The organism is Cupriavidus sp. YAF13 (assembly GCF_052113425.1).
Classification (GTDB): Bacteria; Pseudomonadota; Gammaproteobacteria; order Burkholderiales; family Burkholderiaceae; genus Cupriavidus.
Window position 1 is genome coordinate 90598 of the sequence record NZ_JBFRDD010000021.1, and the last position, 14795, is coordinate 105392.

General features: G+C 66.7%; 15 protein-coding genes. 9 read left to right on the forward strand and 6 right to left on the reverse strand.

Translation table 11 applies throughout. The features are described 5' to 3' along the window. Positions 1-77: 77 nt before the first annotated feature. Both AB4061_RS18335 and AB4061_RS18340 read right to left on the reverse strand, forming a co-directional pair. Complete coding sequence (locus AB4061_RS18335; RefSeq protein ID WP_441636203.1) at positions 78-851, reverse strand: haloacid dehalogenase type II; 774 nt, start codon at positions 849-851, stop codon at positions 78-80. A 27-nt stretch (positions 852-878) separates the two neighbouring features. Then, the gene (locus AB4061_RS18340) at positions 879-1844 is read right to left on the reverse strand and encodes an aldo/keto reductase (protein ID WP_441636205.1); all 966 of its coding nucleotides are present in this window, start codon (positions 1842-1844) and stop codon (positions 879-881) included. Positions 1845-2154: 310 nt separating this feature from the next. On the opposite strand from AB4061_RS18340, the gene AB4061_RS18345 reads away from it, so the two are divergent. Further along, positions 2155-3726 carry a methyl-accepting chemotaxis protein gene (locus AB4061_RS18345; protein WP_441636207.1) on the forward strand — a complete coding sequence of 524 codons (1572 nt, stop codon included), beginning with the start codon at positions 2155-2157 and terminating at the stop codon, positions 3724-3726. Positions 3727-3854: 128 nt separating this feature from the next. Here the strand turns inward: AB4061_RS18345 and AB4061_RS18350 are convergent, their stop codons facing one another. After that, positions 3855-4637, reverse strand: a complete 783-nt coding sequence (locus tag AB4061_RS18350) for an AraC family transcriptional regulator (protein ID WP_441636209.1) — start codon at positions 4635-4637, stop codon at positions 3855-3857. 115 nt (positions 4638-4752) lie between these two features. Between AB4061_RS18350 and AB4061_RS18355 the strand changes: the two genes are divergently transcribed. From AB4061_RS18355 to AB4061_RS18365, 3 genes are all read left to right on the forward strand, one after another. Beyond that, complete coding sequence (locus AB4061_RS18355; RefSeq protein WP_441636211.1) at positions 4753-5631, forward strand: EamA family transporter; 879 nt, start codon at positions 4753-4755, stop codon at positions 5629-5631. A gap of 187 nt (positions 5632-5818) precedes the next feature. Next, a complete protein-coding gene (locus tag AB4061_RS18360) occupies positions 5819-6406 on the forward strand; it encodes a helix-turn-helix domain-containing protein (protein ID WP_441636213.1) in 588 nt (195 codons plus the stop codon). 14 nt (positions 6407-6420) lie between these two features. After that, a complete protein-coding gene (locus tag AB4061_RS18365) occupies positions 6421-6948 on the forward strand; it encodes a GNAT family N-acetyltransferase (RefSeq protein ID WP_441636263.1) in 528 nt (175 codons plus the stop codon). A 31-nt stretch (positions 6949-6979) separates the two neighbouring features. Here AB4061_RS18365 and AB4061_RS18370 read toward each other — a convergent pair whose 3' ends face one another. Next, entirely contained in the window at positions 6980-7996 is a 1017-nt protein-coding gene (locus AB4061_RS18370; protein ID WP_441636215.1) for an LLM class flavin-dependent oxidoreductase, read from the reverse strand. 81 nt (positions 7997-8077) lie between these two features. Between AB4061_RS18370 and AB4061_RS18375 the strand changes: the two genes are divergently transcribed. Continuing rightward, positions 8078-8737: a TetR/AcrR family transcriptional regulator gene (locus AB4061_RS18375; RefSeq protein WP_441636217.1), complete on the forward strand. Its 660-nt coding sequence runs from the start codon at positions 8078-8080 to the stop codon at positions 8735-8737. Between the two features lie 15 nt (positions 8738-8752). On the opposite strand, the gene AB4061_RS18380 is transcribed toward AB4061_RS18375, so the two are convergent. After that, positions 8753-9193, reverse strand: a complete 441-nt coding sequence (locus tag AB4061_RS18380; RefSeq protein WP_441636219.1) for a YbaN family protein — start codon at positions 9191-9193, stop codon at positions 8753-8755. 309 nt (positions 9194-9502) lie between these two features. Here AB4061_RS18380 and AB4061_RS18385 point away from each other — a divergent pair, with 309 nt between their 5' ends. The 3 genes from AB4061_RS18385 to AB4061_RS18395 all read left to right on the forward strand — a co-directional run bounded on the left by AB4061_RS18385 (position 9503) and on the right by AB4061_RS18395 (position 11568). After that, positions 9503-9781: a metal/formaldehyde-sensitive transcriptional repressor gene (locus tag AB4061_RS18385; protein ID WP_006157644.1), complete on the forward strand. Its 279-nt coding sequence runs from the start codon at positions 9503-9505 to the stop codon at positions 9779-9781. A 99-nt stretch (positions 9782-9880) separates the two neighbouring features. Next, a complete protein-coding gene (gene dmeF / locus AB4061_RS18390) occupies positions 9881-10840 on the forward strand; it encodes a CDF family Co(II)/Ni(II) efflux transporter DmeF (RefSeq protein WP_441636222.1) in 960 nt (319 codons plus the stop codon). Between the two features lie 215 nt (positions 10841-11055). Beyond that, positions 11056-11568 carry a MarR family winged helix-turn-helix transcriptional regulator gene (locus AB4061_RS18395; protein WP_441636224.1) on the forward strand — a complete coding sequence of 171 codons (513 nt, stop codon included), beginning with the start codon at positions 11056-11058 and terminating at the stop codon, positions 11566-11568. Positions 11569-11575: 7 nt separating this feature from the next. Here AB4061_RS18395 and AB4061_RS18400 read toward each other — a convergent pair whose 3' ends face one another. Then, the gene (locus tag AB4061_RS18400; RefSeq protein WP_441636265.1) at positions 11576-13840 is read right to left on the reverse strand and encodes a molybdopterin cofactor-binding domain-containing protein; all 2265 of its coding nucleotides are present in this window, start codon (positions 13838-13840) and stop codon (positions 11576-11578) included. A 162-nt stretch (positions 13841-14002) separates the two neighbouring features. Here AB4061_RS18400 and AB4061_RS18405 point away from each other — a divergent pair, with 162 nt between their 5' ends. Further along, positions 14003-14755: a TetR/AcrR family transcriptional regulator gene (locus tag AB4061_RS18405; protein WP_441636226.1), complete on the forward strand. Its 753-nt coding sequence runs from the start codon at positions 14003-14005 to the stop codon at positions 14753-14755. Positions 14756-14795: the final 40 nt, after the last annotated feature.

The window sequence follows — 14795 nt, forward strand, 5'->3', positions numbered from 1 at the left end:
AGCCAGCGCTTCACGGCGGAAGGCCGCAAAGGCAGGCTTTCCCAAGCCGATGTGCGCTAGTTAGCGCGCGCAGGCGCTCAAACGCCCAGCCGCTGCGCCAGCGCCGTCAAGCTATCCACCACCACATCCCAGTCCGACTCGGCCGCCAGATCCTTCGCCTGGTTCGGCCCGTACTCCGTGGGCCGGTTGACATAAGCCGTCCGCATGCCATGCGAGCGGCCATGCCGCAGGTCATTGTTGTGCGCCGCAACCAGCATCACCTCCTGCGGCTGCAGGTCGAGGAAAGCCATCACGCCTTGATAGATCTCCGCCTCCGGCTTGAAGTGGCGCACGATGTCCGCGCTGAACACCGCGTCCCACGGCAGGCCGGCATGCTTGGCCGTGTCGACCAGGCACTGCACGCTGCCGTTGGAGAAGGTGGAGATGATGTAGCGCTGCTTTAGCCGGGTGAGGCCGGGCACGGTATCCGGCCAGCCGCAGAGGCGGTGCCAGGCGCGGTTGAGGTAGTCCTTCTCCGCTTCGCTGAGGTCCTCGATGCCGAACTGGTCAAGTAGCGCGTCGAGCCGTTCGCGGTGCAGCACGTCGATATTGGCCCACGGCCGCTCGCCCTTGCGCACGCGCTCCATGCCGGGCACGTAGCCGGCGCGCCAGGCGTCGGCAAAGGCGGTCCAGTCGGCCTCGATGCCCTTCTTCCGCCCGAACGCGGACAGGTCCGCAATCACGCTGGTACGCCAGTCCACCACGGTGCCGAATACGTCGAACACCAGCGCCTTGACCGCGCTCAGGTCCGCCGCCTTGCTGCCGGCGCTGTTGCCGGCGCTGTTGCCGTGGCGCATTCTGTTCTCATGCATCCCTTATCTCCTCCGGGGTAGGCCGGCTCACGCGCTGGCTTGGTCCAGCAGTGCGATATCGCCGGCGCTCAGTGGCAGGCGCGTGGCGGCAATCAGGTCGCCCAGCTGCGCCAGCGAGGTGGCGCTGGCAATCGGCGCGGTAATGCTGGGGCGCGCCATCTGCCAGGCCAGCGCTACCTGCGTCGGGTTGGTGGCGGTGCGTGCCGCGACGTCGTCCAGCGCCGCCAGAATACGCAGGCCGCGCGCGTCGAGATAGGCCTTGACGCGCTGGCCGCGCGCGCCGCTCTTGTCAAGGTCGGCCTCGGAGCGGTACTTGCCGCTGAGAAAGCCGCTGGCCAGCGCATAGTAGTTGAACACGCCCAGGCCTTCGCGCAGCACCAGCGGCTCAAGCTCGGCCTCATACTCGCTGCGGGTATAGAGGTTGTAGTGCGGCTGCAGGCTCTCGTAGCGCGGCAGGTTGTGGCGGCGGCTGGTTTCCAGCGCCTCGGCCAGGCGCGCGGCGCTGTAGTTGGAGGCGCCGATGGCGCGCACCTTGCCCGCCTTGATCAGGCGGGCGTAGGCGTCCAGGGTTTCCTCGAGCGGCGTGTCCCGGTCTTCGTCGTCATGCGACTGGTAGAGATCGATGTAGTCAGTCTGCAGGCGCTGCAGCGACGCGTCGACGGCGCGTTCGATATAGGCGCGCGACAAACCCTTGCGGCCCTCGCCCATGTCCTTGCCCACCTTGGTGGCCAGTACCACCTCGGCACGCTTGCCGCTGCGCTTGAACCACTTGCCGATGATCGCCTCGGACTCGCCGCCCTGGTTGCCCGGCACCCAGCGCGAGTACACGTCGGCGGTATCGATGAAGTTGAGCCCGGCGCCGACAAAGGCATCGAGCAGCTTGAAGGAGGTGGCCTCGTCGGCGCTCCAGCCGAACACGTTGCCACCAAATGCCAAGGGCGAGACTTCCAGCCCGGACCTGCCCAGTTTGCGTGTGGTGATGCTTGAGGTCATGCGTTTTGCTCCGCGGGTTGCATCGAGCCGCCCGTGATCCAGGCGCGGCGAAAGGCACATTGTAGGCAGGGATCGGAAAGCTTGCCGGGCGATGAAAAGCATCCCTTAAACCACTTACCTTTCCAACGTATCTCTCCAACTTATCTCTCCACCCATTCAAGTCCCAACGGTGATGGGTCGTTAACCGGCTGTGGCCAGGCTATGCACTGCGAGCGGATTCGTCTCGCCTGTGGCTCTCTGTCAACATCAAGGTCAGGCCGATGCCGCGCCGCCGGCGCAAACCGGCTGCCCATATCCGGTAAGCATGATCATGAATCGAATTTCGTTGAACGCCAAACTCTGGGCTGCGCTGGTGGCGATGTGGCTGGCCCTGCTCGCGCTGGGCACCTGGAGCGCCGTGCACACCCGCGCCACCATGATGGCCGAGCGCCGCGAGAGCCTGCAGTCGCTGGTGGCGACCGCCGAAGGCATCATCAAGCTCTACGTGGACCGCGCCGCCAAGGGCACCATGAGCCTTGAGGCCGCCCAGACCGCGGCCAAGGACGCGCTGCGCGTGATGCGCTTCGGCGACAAGGGCTACCTGTTCCTGCTCAACTCCAAGCCGCAGGTGGTGCTCAACCCCGGCCTGCCGGATACGGAAGGCAAGATGGTGGGCGACTTCAAGGATCCCGACGGCAAGCCGGTCTACCAGAGCATCGTCGATGCGGGCAAGGCGAGCGCGCGCGCCGGCGCCAGCCCCGATGACAGCTTCGTCACCTACCGCGGCCGCCTCCCGGGCACCGAAACGCCCGCGCGCAAGCTGACCTATGTGCGCTATGTGCCGGCCTGGGACTGGCACGTGGCCACCGGCGTGTTCCTCAAGGACATCGAAAGCAGCTTCCGCGACAACCTGATCTCCGCCGCAATCAGCACCTTGCTGATCGGCGCGCTGGTGTCGGCCTTCATGCTGGCCATCATGCGCACGGTGCGCAAGAGCCTGGGCGGCGAGCCGGCGTACGCCACCGAAGTGGTCACGCGCATTGCCGACGGCGACTTCACGGTGCCGGTGCGCATTCGCGCGGGCGACGAGCACAGCCTGCTGGCCGCCATGCAGCGCATGCAGCAGCGCCTGTGCGGCACGCTCGGCGAGATCCGCGGCGCGGCGGACTCGATCGCCTCGGCCACGCAGCAGATTTCCGCGGGCAATACCGACCTGTCGCAACGCACCGAGGAACAGGCCTCAGCGCTGGAGCAAACTGCATCGAGCATGGAAGAGCTGACGGGCATCGTGCGCCAGAACGCGGACAATGCGCGCCAGGCCAGCTCGCTGGCGGTCAACGCTTCCGATATCGCGCAACGCGGCGGGCAGGTGGTCAACCAGGTGGTGACCACCATGGGCGAGATCAACGGCGCCTCGCGCCAGATCGTCGACATCATCGGCGTGATCGAGGGCATCGCCTTCCAGACCAATATCCTGGCGCTGAACGCCGCCGTGGAAGCGGCGCGCGCCGGCGAACAAGGCCGCGGCTTTGCCGTGGTGGCGGGCGAGGTGCGCAGCCTGGCGCAGCGCTCCGCCACCGCCGCCAAGGAGATCAAGGGCCTGATCGACAACTCGGTGGCCCAGGTGGACAACGGCTCGGCGCTGGTCGCCAAGGCCGGCCAGACCATGGAGGACATCGTTGGCGCGGTCAAGCGCGTGACCGACATCATGGGCGAGATCAGCGCGGCATCGAACGAGCAGAGCGCCGGTATCGAGCAGGTCGGCCAGGCGGTCAACCAGATGGACACCGTAACCCAGCAGAACGCAGCGCTGGTGGAACAGGCCGCCGCCGCGGCCGAAGCGCTGGCCGAGCAGGCGCAATCCATGATGCGCTCGGTGGCCTCGTTCCGGCTGGCGGCTTAGGGAGCGGGACTGGGGAAAGGGAGCCGGGAGCCGGGAGCAAGCCAGACAGCAAGAATGAGCCGCGCCACACCGGCGGCGGGCTCTTTTCATTTCCTGCTGGCGCCCAACGTCCATCCAGGATTGGAAGCCTAAGCTCTATGCGCGGCGAAGTATTGGCTGGGCACCTCACCCAGGACATGCTTGAAGACGGTCGCGAATGCACTTGCGCTGCTGTAACCCAGCTCCATGGCAACGCGCGTGACAGGTTCGCCATTGCCCAGCCGAACCACGGCCGCGAGCAGGCAGGCTTGCTGCCTCCATTCGATATAGCTGACGCCGGTGTGCAGCCGAAACTGACGGGTAAAGGTGCGGCGGCTCATGCCGGTGCGCTGCGCCATGTCGTCGATGCCGATTTCCAGCGAGGGGAATGCCAGGAACTCACGGCAAGCGCGATCAAGACGCGGCTCCGCGGGCAATGGCGCATTGAGAGATAGCGCGGGCATGGCCGCGATCTCGTGCAACAACAAACCCATCAGGTAGCCGTCGCGCCCGCTGGCTGCATAGCGCGTGGGCACCTCCAGCGCCTGCTCCAGCAATTGCCTCAACAGCGGCGACACGTCGCAGACCTGGCAATGCGCAGGCAGGCCAAGGCGCTGCACGGCCGGCGCGCGGATGTAGGTGTTGAGCATGGTGACCGGGCCGCGCATCTGCATGGCGTGTGGCAGCCGGGACGGCACCCAGACTGCGCGCTGGGGCGGCACCACCCAGTTGCCTTCGTTGGTGAGTACCGTGATGACACCACGCGCGGCGTAGGCGAATTGCCCGCGATGATGGCGGTGCGATGGGAAAAGCTCGCCGTCCGCGTAGTCTCGTGCCGTCACGACAGCATCGCGCGGCGTGTTCTCGTAGGGATCGATCGTGATTTTCCGCATGGCCTGATTTTATTGCTTTTTGACCTGTAATCGAAAGCAGGCCATACGGATTTCCGGCAAATTTCCGTCGATGCCAGCGCTTTGCGCCTTGCGGCCAGGAAGAGACGCACCGACCATGCTGAAAAAACACCTGTTGCTGGCCGTCGTCGTGACGGCCGTCTGGGGATTCAACTTCCCCATCACCAAACTTGGGCTTGCCGGGATCGATCCACTGCTGTTGACGGCCATCCGTTTCACGCTGGCCGCTTTGCCGTGGGTGTTCTTCGTGAAACGACCGCAAGTGGCCTTCCATTGGCTAGCGGTCTATGGATTGATCTTCGGCGTGGCGATGTGGGCGTTGATCAACCTGGGAATCGCGATGGGCGTACCGCCAGGCAGCGCCTCGTTGTTGATCCAGTTCAGCGCATTCTTCACGCTGGGCTGGGGCGTGCTGTTGTTCCGTGAACGCCTGGCATTGCCCCAGTTGATCGGCATGGTGCTGGCTGCCATCGGGCTGGTGGGCATCCTGCTGGGCAGCCCCGGCAAGGCCACCACAATCGGTTTTAGTTTGGTGATGGTCAGCGCCGTGGCCTGGAGCATCGGCAACATCGTCATCAAGGTGTCCAAGGTGCGCGAGATCTTCGCCTTCGTGGTGTGGGCCAGCCTGTTCCCGCCGATTCCGCTGTTTCTGTTGACCTGGCTGCTGCATGGGCCGGAGCCATTTGCCGCGTTGCCCTCGCATTTGACGGGGGCCGCCATGTTTTCACTGGCGTTCCAGGCCTACGGCGCGACGCACTTCTGCTACTGGGGATGGAACCTGCTTTTGCGCGAATACCCGGTGTCGCGGGTTGCGCCCCTGTCGCTGCTGATTCCGGTGTTCGGCATCGTCAGTTCCCTGTTCATCATCGGCCAACGTCCCAGCGCCTCGGATGGCGTCTCGATCGCGCTGATCCTGCTGGCGCTTGCCGTCGGCATGAAGAAGGGCCGCATCCTGCCGGCAAGGCAGCCCGTTTAGCGCTGGCCCCTTGAAAGCCGAGTCGCAATGAGGGAGCCTTGAGCGGCGCCGACCCGGCCCGGAACGCGCTCGGATCTTTTGACTTCCGAGGTCTGAAATGCGCTATGCGCATTGGCAAGTTCCAGTTGCCTTGCATCGCGATGTGCGTCAGTTTACAGGACATTGTCATCCAGCATACTGGACACCCATGGACATCAACAATCTCATCGCCCGGCGCGTGCGAACGCTGCGCGACGCCCAGGGCTTCTCGCTGGCCGCCCTGGCTGAGCGCAGCGGCGTGAGCCGCTCCAACATCTCCTTGATCGAGCGCGGCCAGAGCAGCGCCACGGCCACGGTGCTCGACAAGCTGTCCGCTGCGCTGGGCGTCACCGTGGCGTCGCTGTTCGAGGACAGCACGCCGCAGGCCGAGCCGTCGCCCATGGCCCGTGCGGCGGAGCAGCCGGTGTGGACCGATCCCGCCTCCGGCTATATCCGTCGCAACCTCTCCCCGGCGGCACCCTCGCCGATCCAGCTGGTCGACGTGGTCTTCCCGGCAGGCAAGCGCGTGGCTTATGAAACCGCCGCGCGCGAAGCCGATATCCATCAGCAGGTCTGGATGATCGACGGGGTCATGGAAATGACGGTTGGCGACCAGCACTGGCGCCTGGAAACCGGCGACTGCCTGTCCATGCGGCTGGACCGCCCCATCGTCTACAAGAATCCCACCCGCAAGCCCGCGCGCTACGTCGTGGCGCTGGCCGCAATGCCCTTCACGCCAACCAGGAGAAACGCATGACCGGGAGCACCGGGATGACCGAAGCTATCACCGTGCGGCGCGTCGGCGCCGGCGAAGCCGCCGCTTGCATCGAGCCGCTGGCCGATGTGCTGATCGATTGCGTGGAGGGGGGCGCGTCGGTGAGCTTCATGCTGCCGCTGCCGCGCGAGAAGGCCGTGAAGTTCTGGCGCGGCGTGGCCGATGGCGTCGCGCGCGGCGAGCGCGTGCTGCTGATCGCGCAGGACGGCCAAGGGCAGATCCTTGGCACCGTCCAGATCATCCTGTCGATGCCTGACAACCAGCCCCACCGGGGCGACGTGGCCAAGATGCTGGTGCACCGCAAGGCCCGCCGCCGCGGCGTGGCGCAGCGGCTGCTGGCGGCCCTGGATGATGCCGCGCGCGAGGCGGGCAAGTCGGTGCTGGTGCTGGACACGGTGACCGGCGGCGATGCCGAGCGCCTGTACCAGCGCGCGGGATGGCAGCGCGCCGGCGTGGTGCCGAAGTACGCGCTGATGCCGGATGGCGCGTTCTGCGGGACGACGTTCTTCTACAAGCACCTCTGAGCGCGTCGGCGCCATCCGCACGACCGGCGCTTCAGATCATGACCTTGGCTGGCGGCGCCACCGCCCGCATGGCCTGCGCCGCGATCTCGAAGGAGCGCAGGCGGGCCTCGTGATCGTGGATCTGCGCGGTGAGCATCAGCTCATCCGGCTGCAGGTCCTCGATGAAGGCGCGCAGGCCGTTGCGCACGCCGTCCGGATCGCCCACCACCGAGCACGCCAGCGAGCGCCGGATATGCGTGGCCTCGGTCTCCGTCCACATCAGCTCGATGCTATCCACCGGGGGCCGGATCGGGCCGGGGTTGCCGCGCACCAGCGCCAGGAACTGCTGCTGCAGCGAGCTGAACAACCGGCGCGCCTGCGCGTCCGAATCCGCTGCGAACACGTTGAGCCCCAGCATCACATGCGGCTTGGAGAGCTGCGCCGACGGCTGGAAGGTCGTGCGGTACAGGTCCACCGCCTGGCGCATGAAGCCCGGCGCGAAGTGCGAGGCAAACGCGAAGGGCAGGCCCATCGCCGCCGACAACTGCGCGCTGAACAAGCTGGAGCCGAGCAGCCACAGCGGCACCTTCAGGCCTGCGCCGGGCACCGCCCGCAGGCGCTGGCCGGGACGCGGGTCGTCGAAGTAGGCCTGCAGCTCTTCCACATCCTGCGGGAAGGCATCGGCGGCGTCTTGCGTGGCGCTGCGGCGCAGCGCGCGGGCGGTGGACTGGTCCGTGCCGGGCGCACGGCCCAGGCCAAGGTCGATACGGCCCGGGAAAAGCGAGGCCAGCGTGCCGAACTGCTCGGCCACCACCAGCGGCGAATGGTTGGGCAGCATGATGCCGCCAGAGCCCACGCGGATGGTGGACGTGCCGTTGGCAACGTAGCCGATCAGCACCGCCGTGGCAGCGCTGGCGATGCCAGGCATATTGTGATGCTCGGCCAGCCAGAAGCGCTGGTAGCCCAGCCGCTCGGCGTGCTGGGCAAGCGCGAGCGAATTGCGCATGGCCTGGCCGGCGTCACCGCCTTCCACGATGGGCGACAGGTCAAGCAGGGAATAGGGGATCATGGCGAGCGACTGCGGCGCAGCAATTTATTGAACGATCACTATACTAATCACCACTGGCGTCACTGGCAACGGAAAAATATAATGACCACTATGAAAAAGAGTGTTTCCGGTGCGGGCCGCGGGCGGCCCAGGCAGTTCGATCGCGACGAGGCGCTGGGCCAGGCCCTGTCGCTGTTCTGGCGCTATGGCTATAGCTCCACTTCGATCTCCGCGCTCACCGAGGCCATGGCCATCACCGCGCCCAGCCTGTACGCCGCGTTCGGCAGCAAGGAGCAATTGTTCTACGAAGCCGTGGACCGCTATGCGGATACCCACGGCGCGCTGCTCTACGCGCCGCTGCAAGGCGCTGGCAGCGCGCATGACGCCGTGCAGGGCCTGCTTGCCGGCGCGGCCGCCTTGTTCAGCGCCAAGGGCAACCCCGCCGGTTGCTTCCTGATGACGGGCACCAGCTGCTCGGCCGACTGCGCCTATATCGAAGACACGCTGCGCCAGCGCCGCAAGGACAAGGAGCAAGCCCTGCAGGCCTGCATCCAGCAGGGCATCCGGCGCGGCGAACTGCCGGCCGGCACCGACGCACCAGCACTGGCCAAGTTCTTCAACACGGTCATGCAGGGGATGTCGATGCAGGCGCGCGATGGCGCGTCGCGCGCCGCGCTCGAAGCGCTGGCCGCTACCGCGATGCTGGCGTGGCCAGCGAAGGCGGCAAAGAAGGCCAGGCCGCGGGAAACCCAGGCGGCGTAGCTTGCGGGTGCGGCATCAGGGCGCCGGTTCGGGCCGGCGCCACAGCCACGCCAGCACGCACGCCATGCAGGCAATTGCCCCATGGGCCAGCCAGGGCCGATGCATGCCGAACAGCAGCACGGCGCTGCAGATGCTCATGGCCGCCGTGGCGCTCCACTTGGCGCGGCGGCTCACCATGCGGCCGTTGTGCCAGTTGTAGAGCATCGGGCCAAACACGCGATGGCCAAGCAGCCACGCATGCAGGCGCGGCGAGCCCTTGGCCGCGGCCCAGGCGGACAGCAGGATGAACTCGGTGCTAGGCAGGCCGGGCACGAACAGCCCGAGGATGGCCACCCCCAGGCTCAGCAACGCCAGCGCGGTCAGCAGCGCGCGTGCCGTGCGGGTACGCGCCAGCCGCAGCGGCGGATCGCTCGGGTTGGCGCCCGGCATCGGCGAAGCCGTATCGGCATCATCCAAGACTGGTCACCACGAATGTCGCAGTTGGCGCACAGCGGAAGCGGCGCCGCGGCAGCGAAAGCCTGCAGGCGGCGGCAACCGCTACAGCAACGGCAGAAGGCATGTGGCAGTTCTCTAGGTTCTGGCAAAGGGCACGACTGGCCCCATTGTCCACGTGGGAGACGCGGGTGGTCAACGCCTCTCATAGCGGGACGAACCGGAAGACTTGCCAGGTACCGGACAGCGGGCAAGACCCGGCCGCTTGCAAGGTCATCGTCCCTTCGCCGGCAGACAATATATACTCCCCCATACTATATTTGGGGCGAAGCCGTGAGCCACACAATCCGCGAGAAACAGAAGTTGCTGAACCGGGTGCGCCGCATCCGGGGTCAGATTGATGCCATCGAACGCGCACTCGAGGAGGAGCAAGGCTGCGTGGGCGTGCTGCAGCAAATCACGAGTTGCCGTGGGGCCATGAACGGCCTGCTGGCGGTGGTACTGGAAGACCACATCCGCACGCACCTTGTTGAAGCCGAGCCAGCCCATGGCGAGTCCGAAGGCGACGCCAGGGAGCAGCTCATCGAGGTCGTGCACAGCTACTTCAAATGAGTAGCCTGGCTCACTCAGTTTTTTGCCCGCTTCACGCTCGAATCGCCACGAAACTGCTCAAGCCTGCGGCTATTTGGGCAACAACCAAGCAGATCGACCATGCATACACATGACATCACCCCGTGGACTCATACCCACGTATTCGACTCAGGCAACAAGGCCGCCGAGCGAGGAACGCGCCTTGTCATGCTGATCACCGCTGCGATGATGGTTGTGGAAATCGCCGCTGGCCTCTGGTTCAACTCGATGGCGCTGCTGGCTGACGGCTGGCATATGAGTTCCCACGCGCTTGCCATCGGATTGAGCGCCTTTGCCTATGTTGCAGCGCGGCGCTATGCGCATGACCAGCGGTTCGCGTTCGGCACCTGGAAGATTGAAATCCTGGCGGGATTCGCCAGTGCGATTTTTCTTCTCGGCATCGCAGCCTTGATGGTCTTCGGGTCCGTTGAACGGATCTTCAGTCCGCAGGCAATTCACTACAAGGAGGCCATGGCAGTCACGGTCATCGGGCTTCTTGTCAATATAGGATGCGCGCTGATACTGGGCGATGCGCATGACCTCGGCCACGAACATGGGCACCAACATGGGCACGAGCATGGCCATGGCCGCCATCACCAGCATGACCTGAATTTGCGCTCGGCATACGTCCATGTGCTGGCAGATGCCGCGACATCGGTGCTTGCCATTCTGGCACTCGCCGGAGGCTGGCTGCTCGGGTGGCGTTGGCTCGACCCGGTGATGGGCATCGTTGGCGCCGGGCTGGTCGGCACATGGGCCTTCGGCCTGCTGAAACAAACCGGCGTCGTTTTGCTCGATCGCGAAATGGACCATCCGGTCGTCGATGAGGTGCGCGAAGTGTTGCAGGCTTTCGATCATGGCGACGAGGGTACCCGTGTCGCCGACCTTCATGTCTGGCGAGTGGGCAAGGAGAAATTCTCCTGCCTTGTCAGCCTGGTGACTCACGACCCTGCCCTGACGGCAGCGCGCGTCAGGAGCGCCCTTGCAGTGCATGAAGAGCTCGTGCATATCACGGTGGAAATCCACCGGTGCGCGGATTAAGCCGAAACGGACGAGACGGACAAAGCGGATTGCGCGCGCATTCAACGTTCGCGCCCCCCGCATCTGACGGTCCTTGCAGTGCCGCGTCGATGGGCCACCGCGGCGTCCCGGCATGAAGCCCGCGAGGGGCCGTGCACGCGCAAAAAACCCGCCGCGCGCGGCCCCACTCGGTATACTCTGAGGCACGTTTATCTCATGCCTGCAGACCGCCCATCGTGCCCAACTCCTCCGCGCGCAAGACCGCCGCGCAAAAACCCGCCGCCGCCGACTACGATTTCACCGAGCAAGTCGGGCACCTGCTGCGGCGCGCCTACCAGCGCCATGTGGCGATCTTCCAGCAGACCATTGCCGACTCGCAGCTGACCGCGGCGCAGTTCGTGGTGATGTGTGCGGTCAACGAGCGCGGCTCGTGCTCGCTCAGCGAAATCGTGCGGGCCACCGCCATCGACCAGGYCACCGTGCGCGGCATCATCGAGCGCCTCAAGGCGCGCGAGCTGGTGGCCGTCTCGCACGACACCAACGACCGCCGCAAGGTAGTGGTCACGGTGACCCCGGCCGGCCATGCCCTGATCGAGGAAACCGTGCCGTTCGCGCACAAGATCTCCGAGCAGACTTTCGGCGACCTCAATCCCGCCGAGCGGGTGGCGATCACCTACCTGTTGCGCAAGATGAGCGAGTTCGACGACCGCGACGAGCGCGGCAACGCACCGGACGGCGAGCCGGAGTAAGCCCGCCTCAGGCGGGCTGGCCGGCCAGCGCCGCGAGCACCGTCTCCGGCGTGAAGGGCGCGCGCCGCAGCCGCACCCCGGTGGCATCGAACAGCGCATTGGCAATGGCCGGCGCGCCGGGCAGCGACGCGGATTCGCCCGCGCCCATCGGCGCTTCCTCCTGGCGCGGCATCAGCAGCACTTCGATGGGCGGCAGCTCGGGAAAGGTCAGCAGCGGATAGCTGCCCCATTCGCGGCTGGCGACCCCGTTGGCGTCAAAGCGCACCTGTTCCTTGAGCACGCGGCCAAGCGCCTGCACCACATTGCCCTGCACCTGGTGGCGCACGCCGTCGGGGTTGACCATCAATCCGGTGTCCTGCGCCACCACCAGCCGCTCCACCACGATCTGGCCGGTATCGGGCGCGACCGTCAGGTCCACCACCCAGGCGGCCCATGCGGCGCCGAAGCCCGGGAATTTGCTGTGAATATAGCGGGCATAGGCCACGCCGCGCCCACGCAACAGCCCATCCACGCCCGGCTGGCCACGCGTGCCGCGTGCGCCTTCGCGCCAGCCGGCATGCGCCGCCAGCGCGCGCAGCAGGTCCGTGGCGCGCGCGTCGGGCAGGTGGCGCAGGCGGAAGGTCAGCGGATCGGCGCCGGCCTCATGCGCGAGCTCGTCGATAAAAGACTCGTGCGCGAACACGTTCGGCAGCGCGGACACGCCGCGCAGCCAGGAGGCGCGCACGATGGCTGGCGTGTCGTCGCAACCGATGCGCGTGGCGGCGTACTGGTAAGGCGGCACCGCGGTGCGGTCGCCCATCTGCAGCATGCGCGGCGCGTTGTCGACCACGCCGGTCAGCAGCAGCGCCAGCGTGGGCGCGTCGTTGGACGGATAGCGGCTGACGAAATCGTAGGCCAGCAACTCGCCGTCGGGGCCGATGGCGCCGCGCACGTCCATCAGCTGCGCCGCGCCCTTGGGCTCCCAGAGATGTTCCTGCTCGCGGCTGAGCTGTACCCGCACCGGGCGCCCCACCGCGCGCGACAGCAGCACCGCATCGGCGCAAACGTCATCGGCGCAGTTGCGGCCATAGCAGCCGGCGGCTTCCATCCGCACGATCTCGATGCGGCCCTCGTCCAGGCCGGTCAGGCGCGCCAGGTCGATACGCAACACATGCGGGTTTTGCGTGCCGGTCCAGACCGTGAGGCCATCCTCGCGGTAGTCCGCCACGGCGCAGGACGGGCCGATGGAGCCGTGCATCTGGTAGGGCCACGCGTAGCCGCGCGACAGTATCCGGTCCGCGGAGTCAAAAGCGCCTTGCGCATCGCCCTCTTCCACCAGCGTGCGGCGTGTCGCGGGATTGGCGCGCAGCGCGGCCTCGGTGTCTTCCGGCTCGCTGAGCGGGGGCAACGGCGGTGCCGGCTTCCAGTCCACGCGCAGGCGGCGCGCCGCCTGCATGGCCTGCTCCTCGCGCTGCGCCACCACGCCGATGAAATCGCCCTGCACCACCACGTCAATGACACCGCGCACATCGCGGATCGACGCGCGGTCGACGCTGTGCAGGCTGGTGCCGACAAAGCCGCCGCTATCGCGCCCGGCGTAGGGCGGGCGCACCACGCGGCCGTGCAGCATGCCGGGCACGCGCACATCATGCACAAAGGTGAGCTGCGCCGTGGCCTTGGCGGGAATGTCCACACGTGGCGCGGCACGCCCGACCACGCGGTATGCGCTGACCGGCTTGGTGGCAATAACGTCGGCCAGCGGCAGCTCGATATGCTCGCCGGCCAGCAGGTCGCCGTAGGCCAGGCCTTCGGCGTTCTCATTGCCTTCGCCGCGCAAGCGCAGGCGGCCATCTTCGGCGATCAGCGCTTCGGGCGCCACGCCAAGGCGCTGCGCCGCGCGCTCGCGCAGCCAGGCCATGGCCTGCGCCGCCGCGCGGCGCAGCGGCAGCGCCGAGATCTGGATGGTGGCGCTGGCAATGGTGGGGCCCTGGTTGGGCGTTGCCTCGGTATGGCCCAGCGTCATCGCCACGCGCGCCGCCGGCACCTCCAGCTCCTCGGCCACGATCTGCGCCAGCGAGGTGCGGATGCCGGTGCCCAGGTCAACATGCCCGTTGAAGGCCAGGATCTCGCCGGTGTCGCGCACCGCCACGAAGATGTCGGGCTGCGCGGCGATGTAGTCGGAGGCCGCGCCGGGCTGGCCGGGCGCGGGCCGCGGCGCGGCTTGCGGTGCGCGCGTCACCAGCAGCACGCCGCGCGCCTGCAGCAGGGCGTCGCGCTGCGCGCCCGGGGACATCGGCGCCGATGCGGGAAGAGAGGCGGACCGGGGTCCGGTGCCGGGTGTCGTTTCCATTCGTTCCATGTCTCAGGTAGGCACGCTGGCGGCCTGCCGGATTCCGGCGCCGCCCGCCCTGGCCGTTATACTGCCAGGCTCGAACAAGCAATACGTATCAAACATATGAGCACCCCGACCGCTAAGAAAAGCGCGGCAGCCGGAACCCGGGCCCGGCAAGCTCAGGACACCCGAGCCAAGATCCTCAAGGCCGCCATCAAGGTCTTCGCCTTGCGCGGCTACGAAGGCGGGCGCGTGGAGAAGATCTCTTCGCTGGCCAAGACCTACGACCGGATGATCTATTACTACTTCGGCAGCAAGGAAAAGCTGTTCGTCGAAGTGCTCGAAACCATCTACATCCAGCTCAACGAGGCCGAGCAGGCGCTCAAGCTCGACCCCGAGGATCCGGTGCGCGCGCTGACCCAGCTGATCGACTTCGTCTGGGGCTACTACCTCGATCACCCCGAGTTCGTCGCCATCCTGTCCAGCGAGAACATGAGCCAGGGCAAGCATGCCAAGAAGTCGAGCCGGCTCAGGGAGATCTCCAGCTACGCCCTGTCTGTGCTGGACGGCATCCTGGCGCGCGGCAAGGCTGCCGGGCTGTTCCAACCCGATGTGCTGGCCCGCGATATCTACCTGGTGATCGCGTCGCTGGGCTACTTCTACAACTCGAACCATCATACGCTCAGCGCTTTCCTGGGCGAGCCCATGATGAGCAAGCCGGCGCTGGAGCACTGGCGCGATGTGATCCAGCGTACGGTGCTGAGTACGGTTTGCGTGCCGGGCACCGGCATCTCCCCGGCTGGCGAAACGCCGAGCGAGACGAATGCGGCGGCACCCGCCGCCCGCAAGAAGCCGGCACGCGCCAAGCGCGCGTGAGCCTCGCATCCGGCGGTCATCGCGCATCGCCGGATGCCTT

Coding starts and splice junctions, on each gene's coding strand:
- AB4061_RS18365 (WP_441636263.1), top strand. CDS start 6,421: ATGACCGAAGCTATCACCGTGCGGCGCGTCGGCGCCGGCGAAGCCGCC.
- AB4061_RS18360 (WP_441636213.1), top strand. CDS start 5,819: ATGGACATCAACAATCTCATCGCCCGGCGCGTGCGAACGCTGCGCGAC.
- AB4061_RS18345 (WP_441636207.1), top strand. CDS start 2,155: ATGAATCGAATTTCGTTGAACGCCAAACTCTGGGCTGCGCTGGTGGCG.
- AB4061_RS18335 (WP_441636203.1), bottom strand. CDS start 851: ATGCATGAGAACAGAATGCGCCACGGCAACAGCGCCGGCAACAGCGCC.
- AB4061_RS18340 (WP_441636205.1), bottom strand. CDS start 1,844: ATGACCTCAAGCATCACCACACGCAAACTGGGCAGGTCCGGGCTGGAA.
- AB4061_RS18400 (WP_441636265.1), bottom strand. CDS start 13,840: ATGTCCCCGGGCGCGCAGCGCGACGCCCTGCTGCAGGCGCGCGGCGTG.
- AB4061_RS18405 (WP_441636226.1), top strand. CDS start 14,003: ATGAGCACCCCGACCGCTAAGAAAAGCGCGGCAGCCGGAACCCGGGCC.
- AB4061_RS18370 (WP_441636215.1), bottom strand. CDS start 7,996: ATGATCCCCTATTCCCTGCTTGACCTGTCGCCCATCGTGGAAGGCGGT.
- AB4061_RS18375 (WP_441636217.1), top strand. CDS start 8,078: ATGACCACTATGAAAAAGAGTGTTTCCGGTGCGGGCCGCGGGCGGCCC.
- AB4061_RS18350 (WP_441636209.1), bottom strand. CDS start 4,637: ATGCGGAAAATCACGATCGATCCCTACGAGAACACGCCGCGCGATGCT.
- dmeF (WP_441636222.1), top strand. CDS start 9,881: ATGCATACACATGACATCACCCCGTGGACTCATACCCACGTATTCGAC.
- AB4061_RS18355 (WP_441636211.1), top strand. CDS start 4,753: ATGCTGAAAAAACACCTGTTGCTGGCCGTCGTCGTGACGGCCGTCTGG.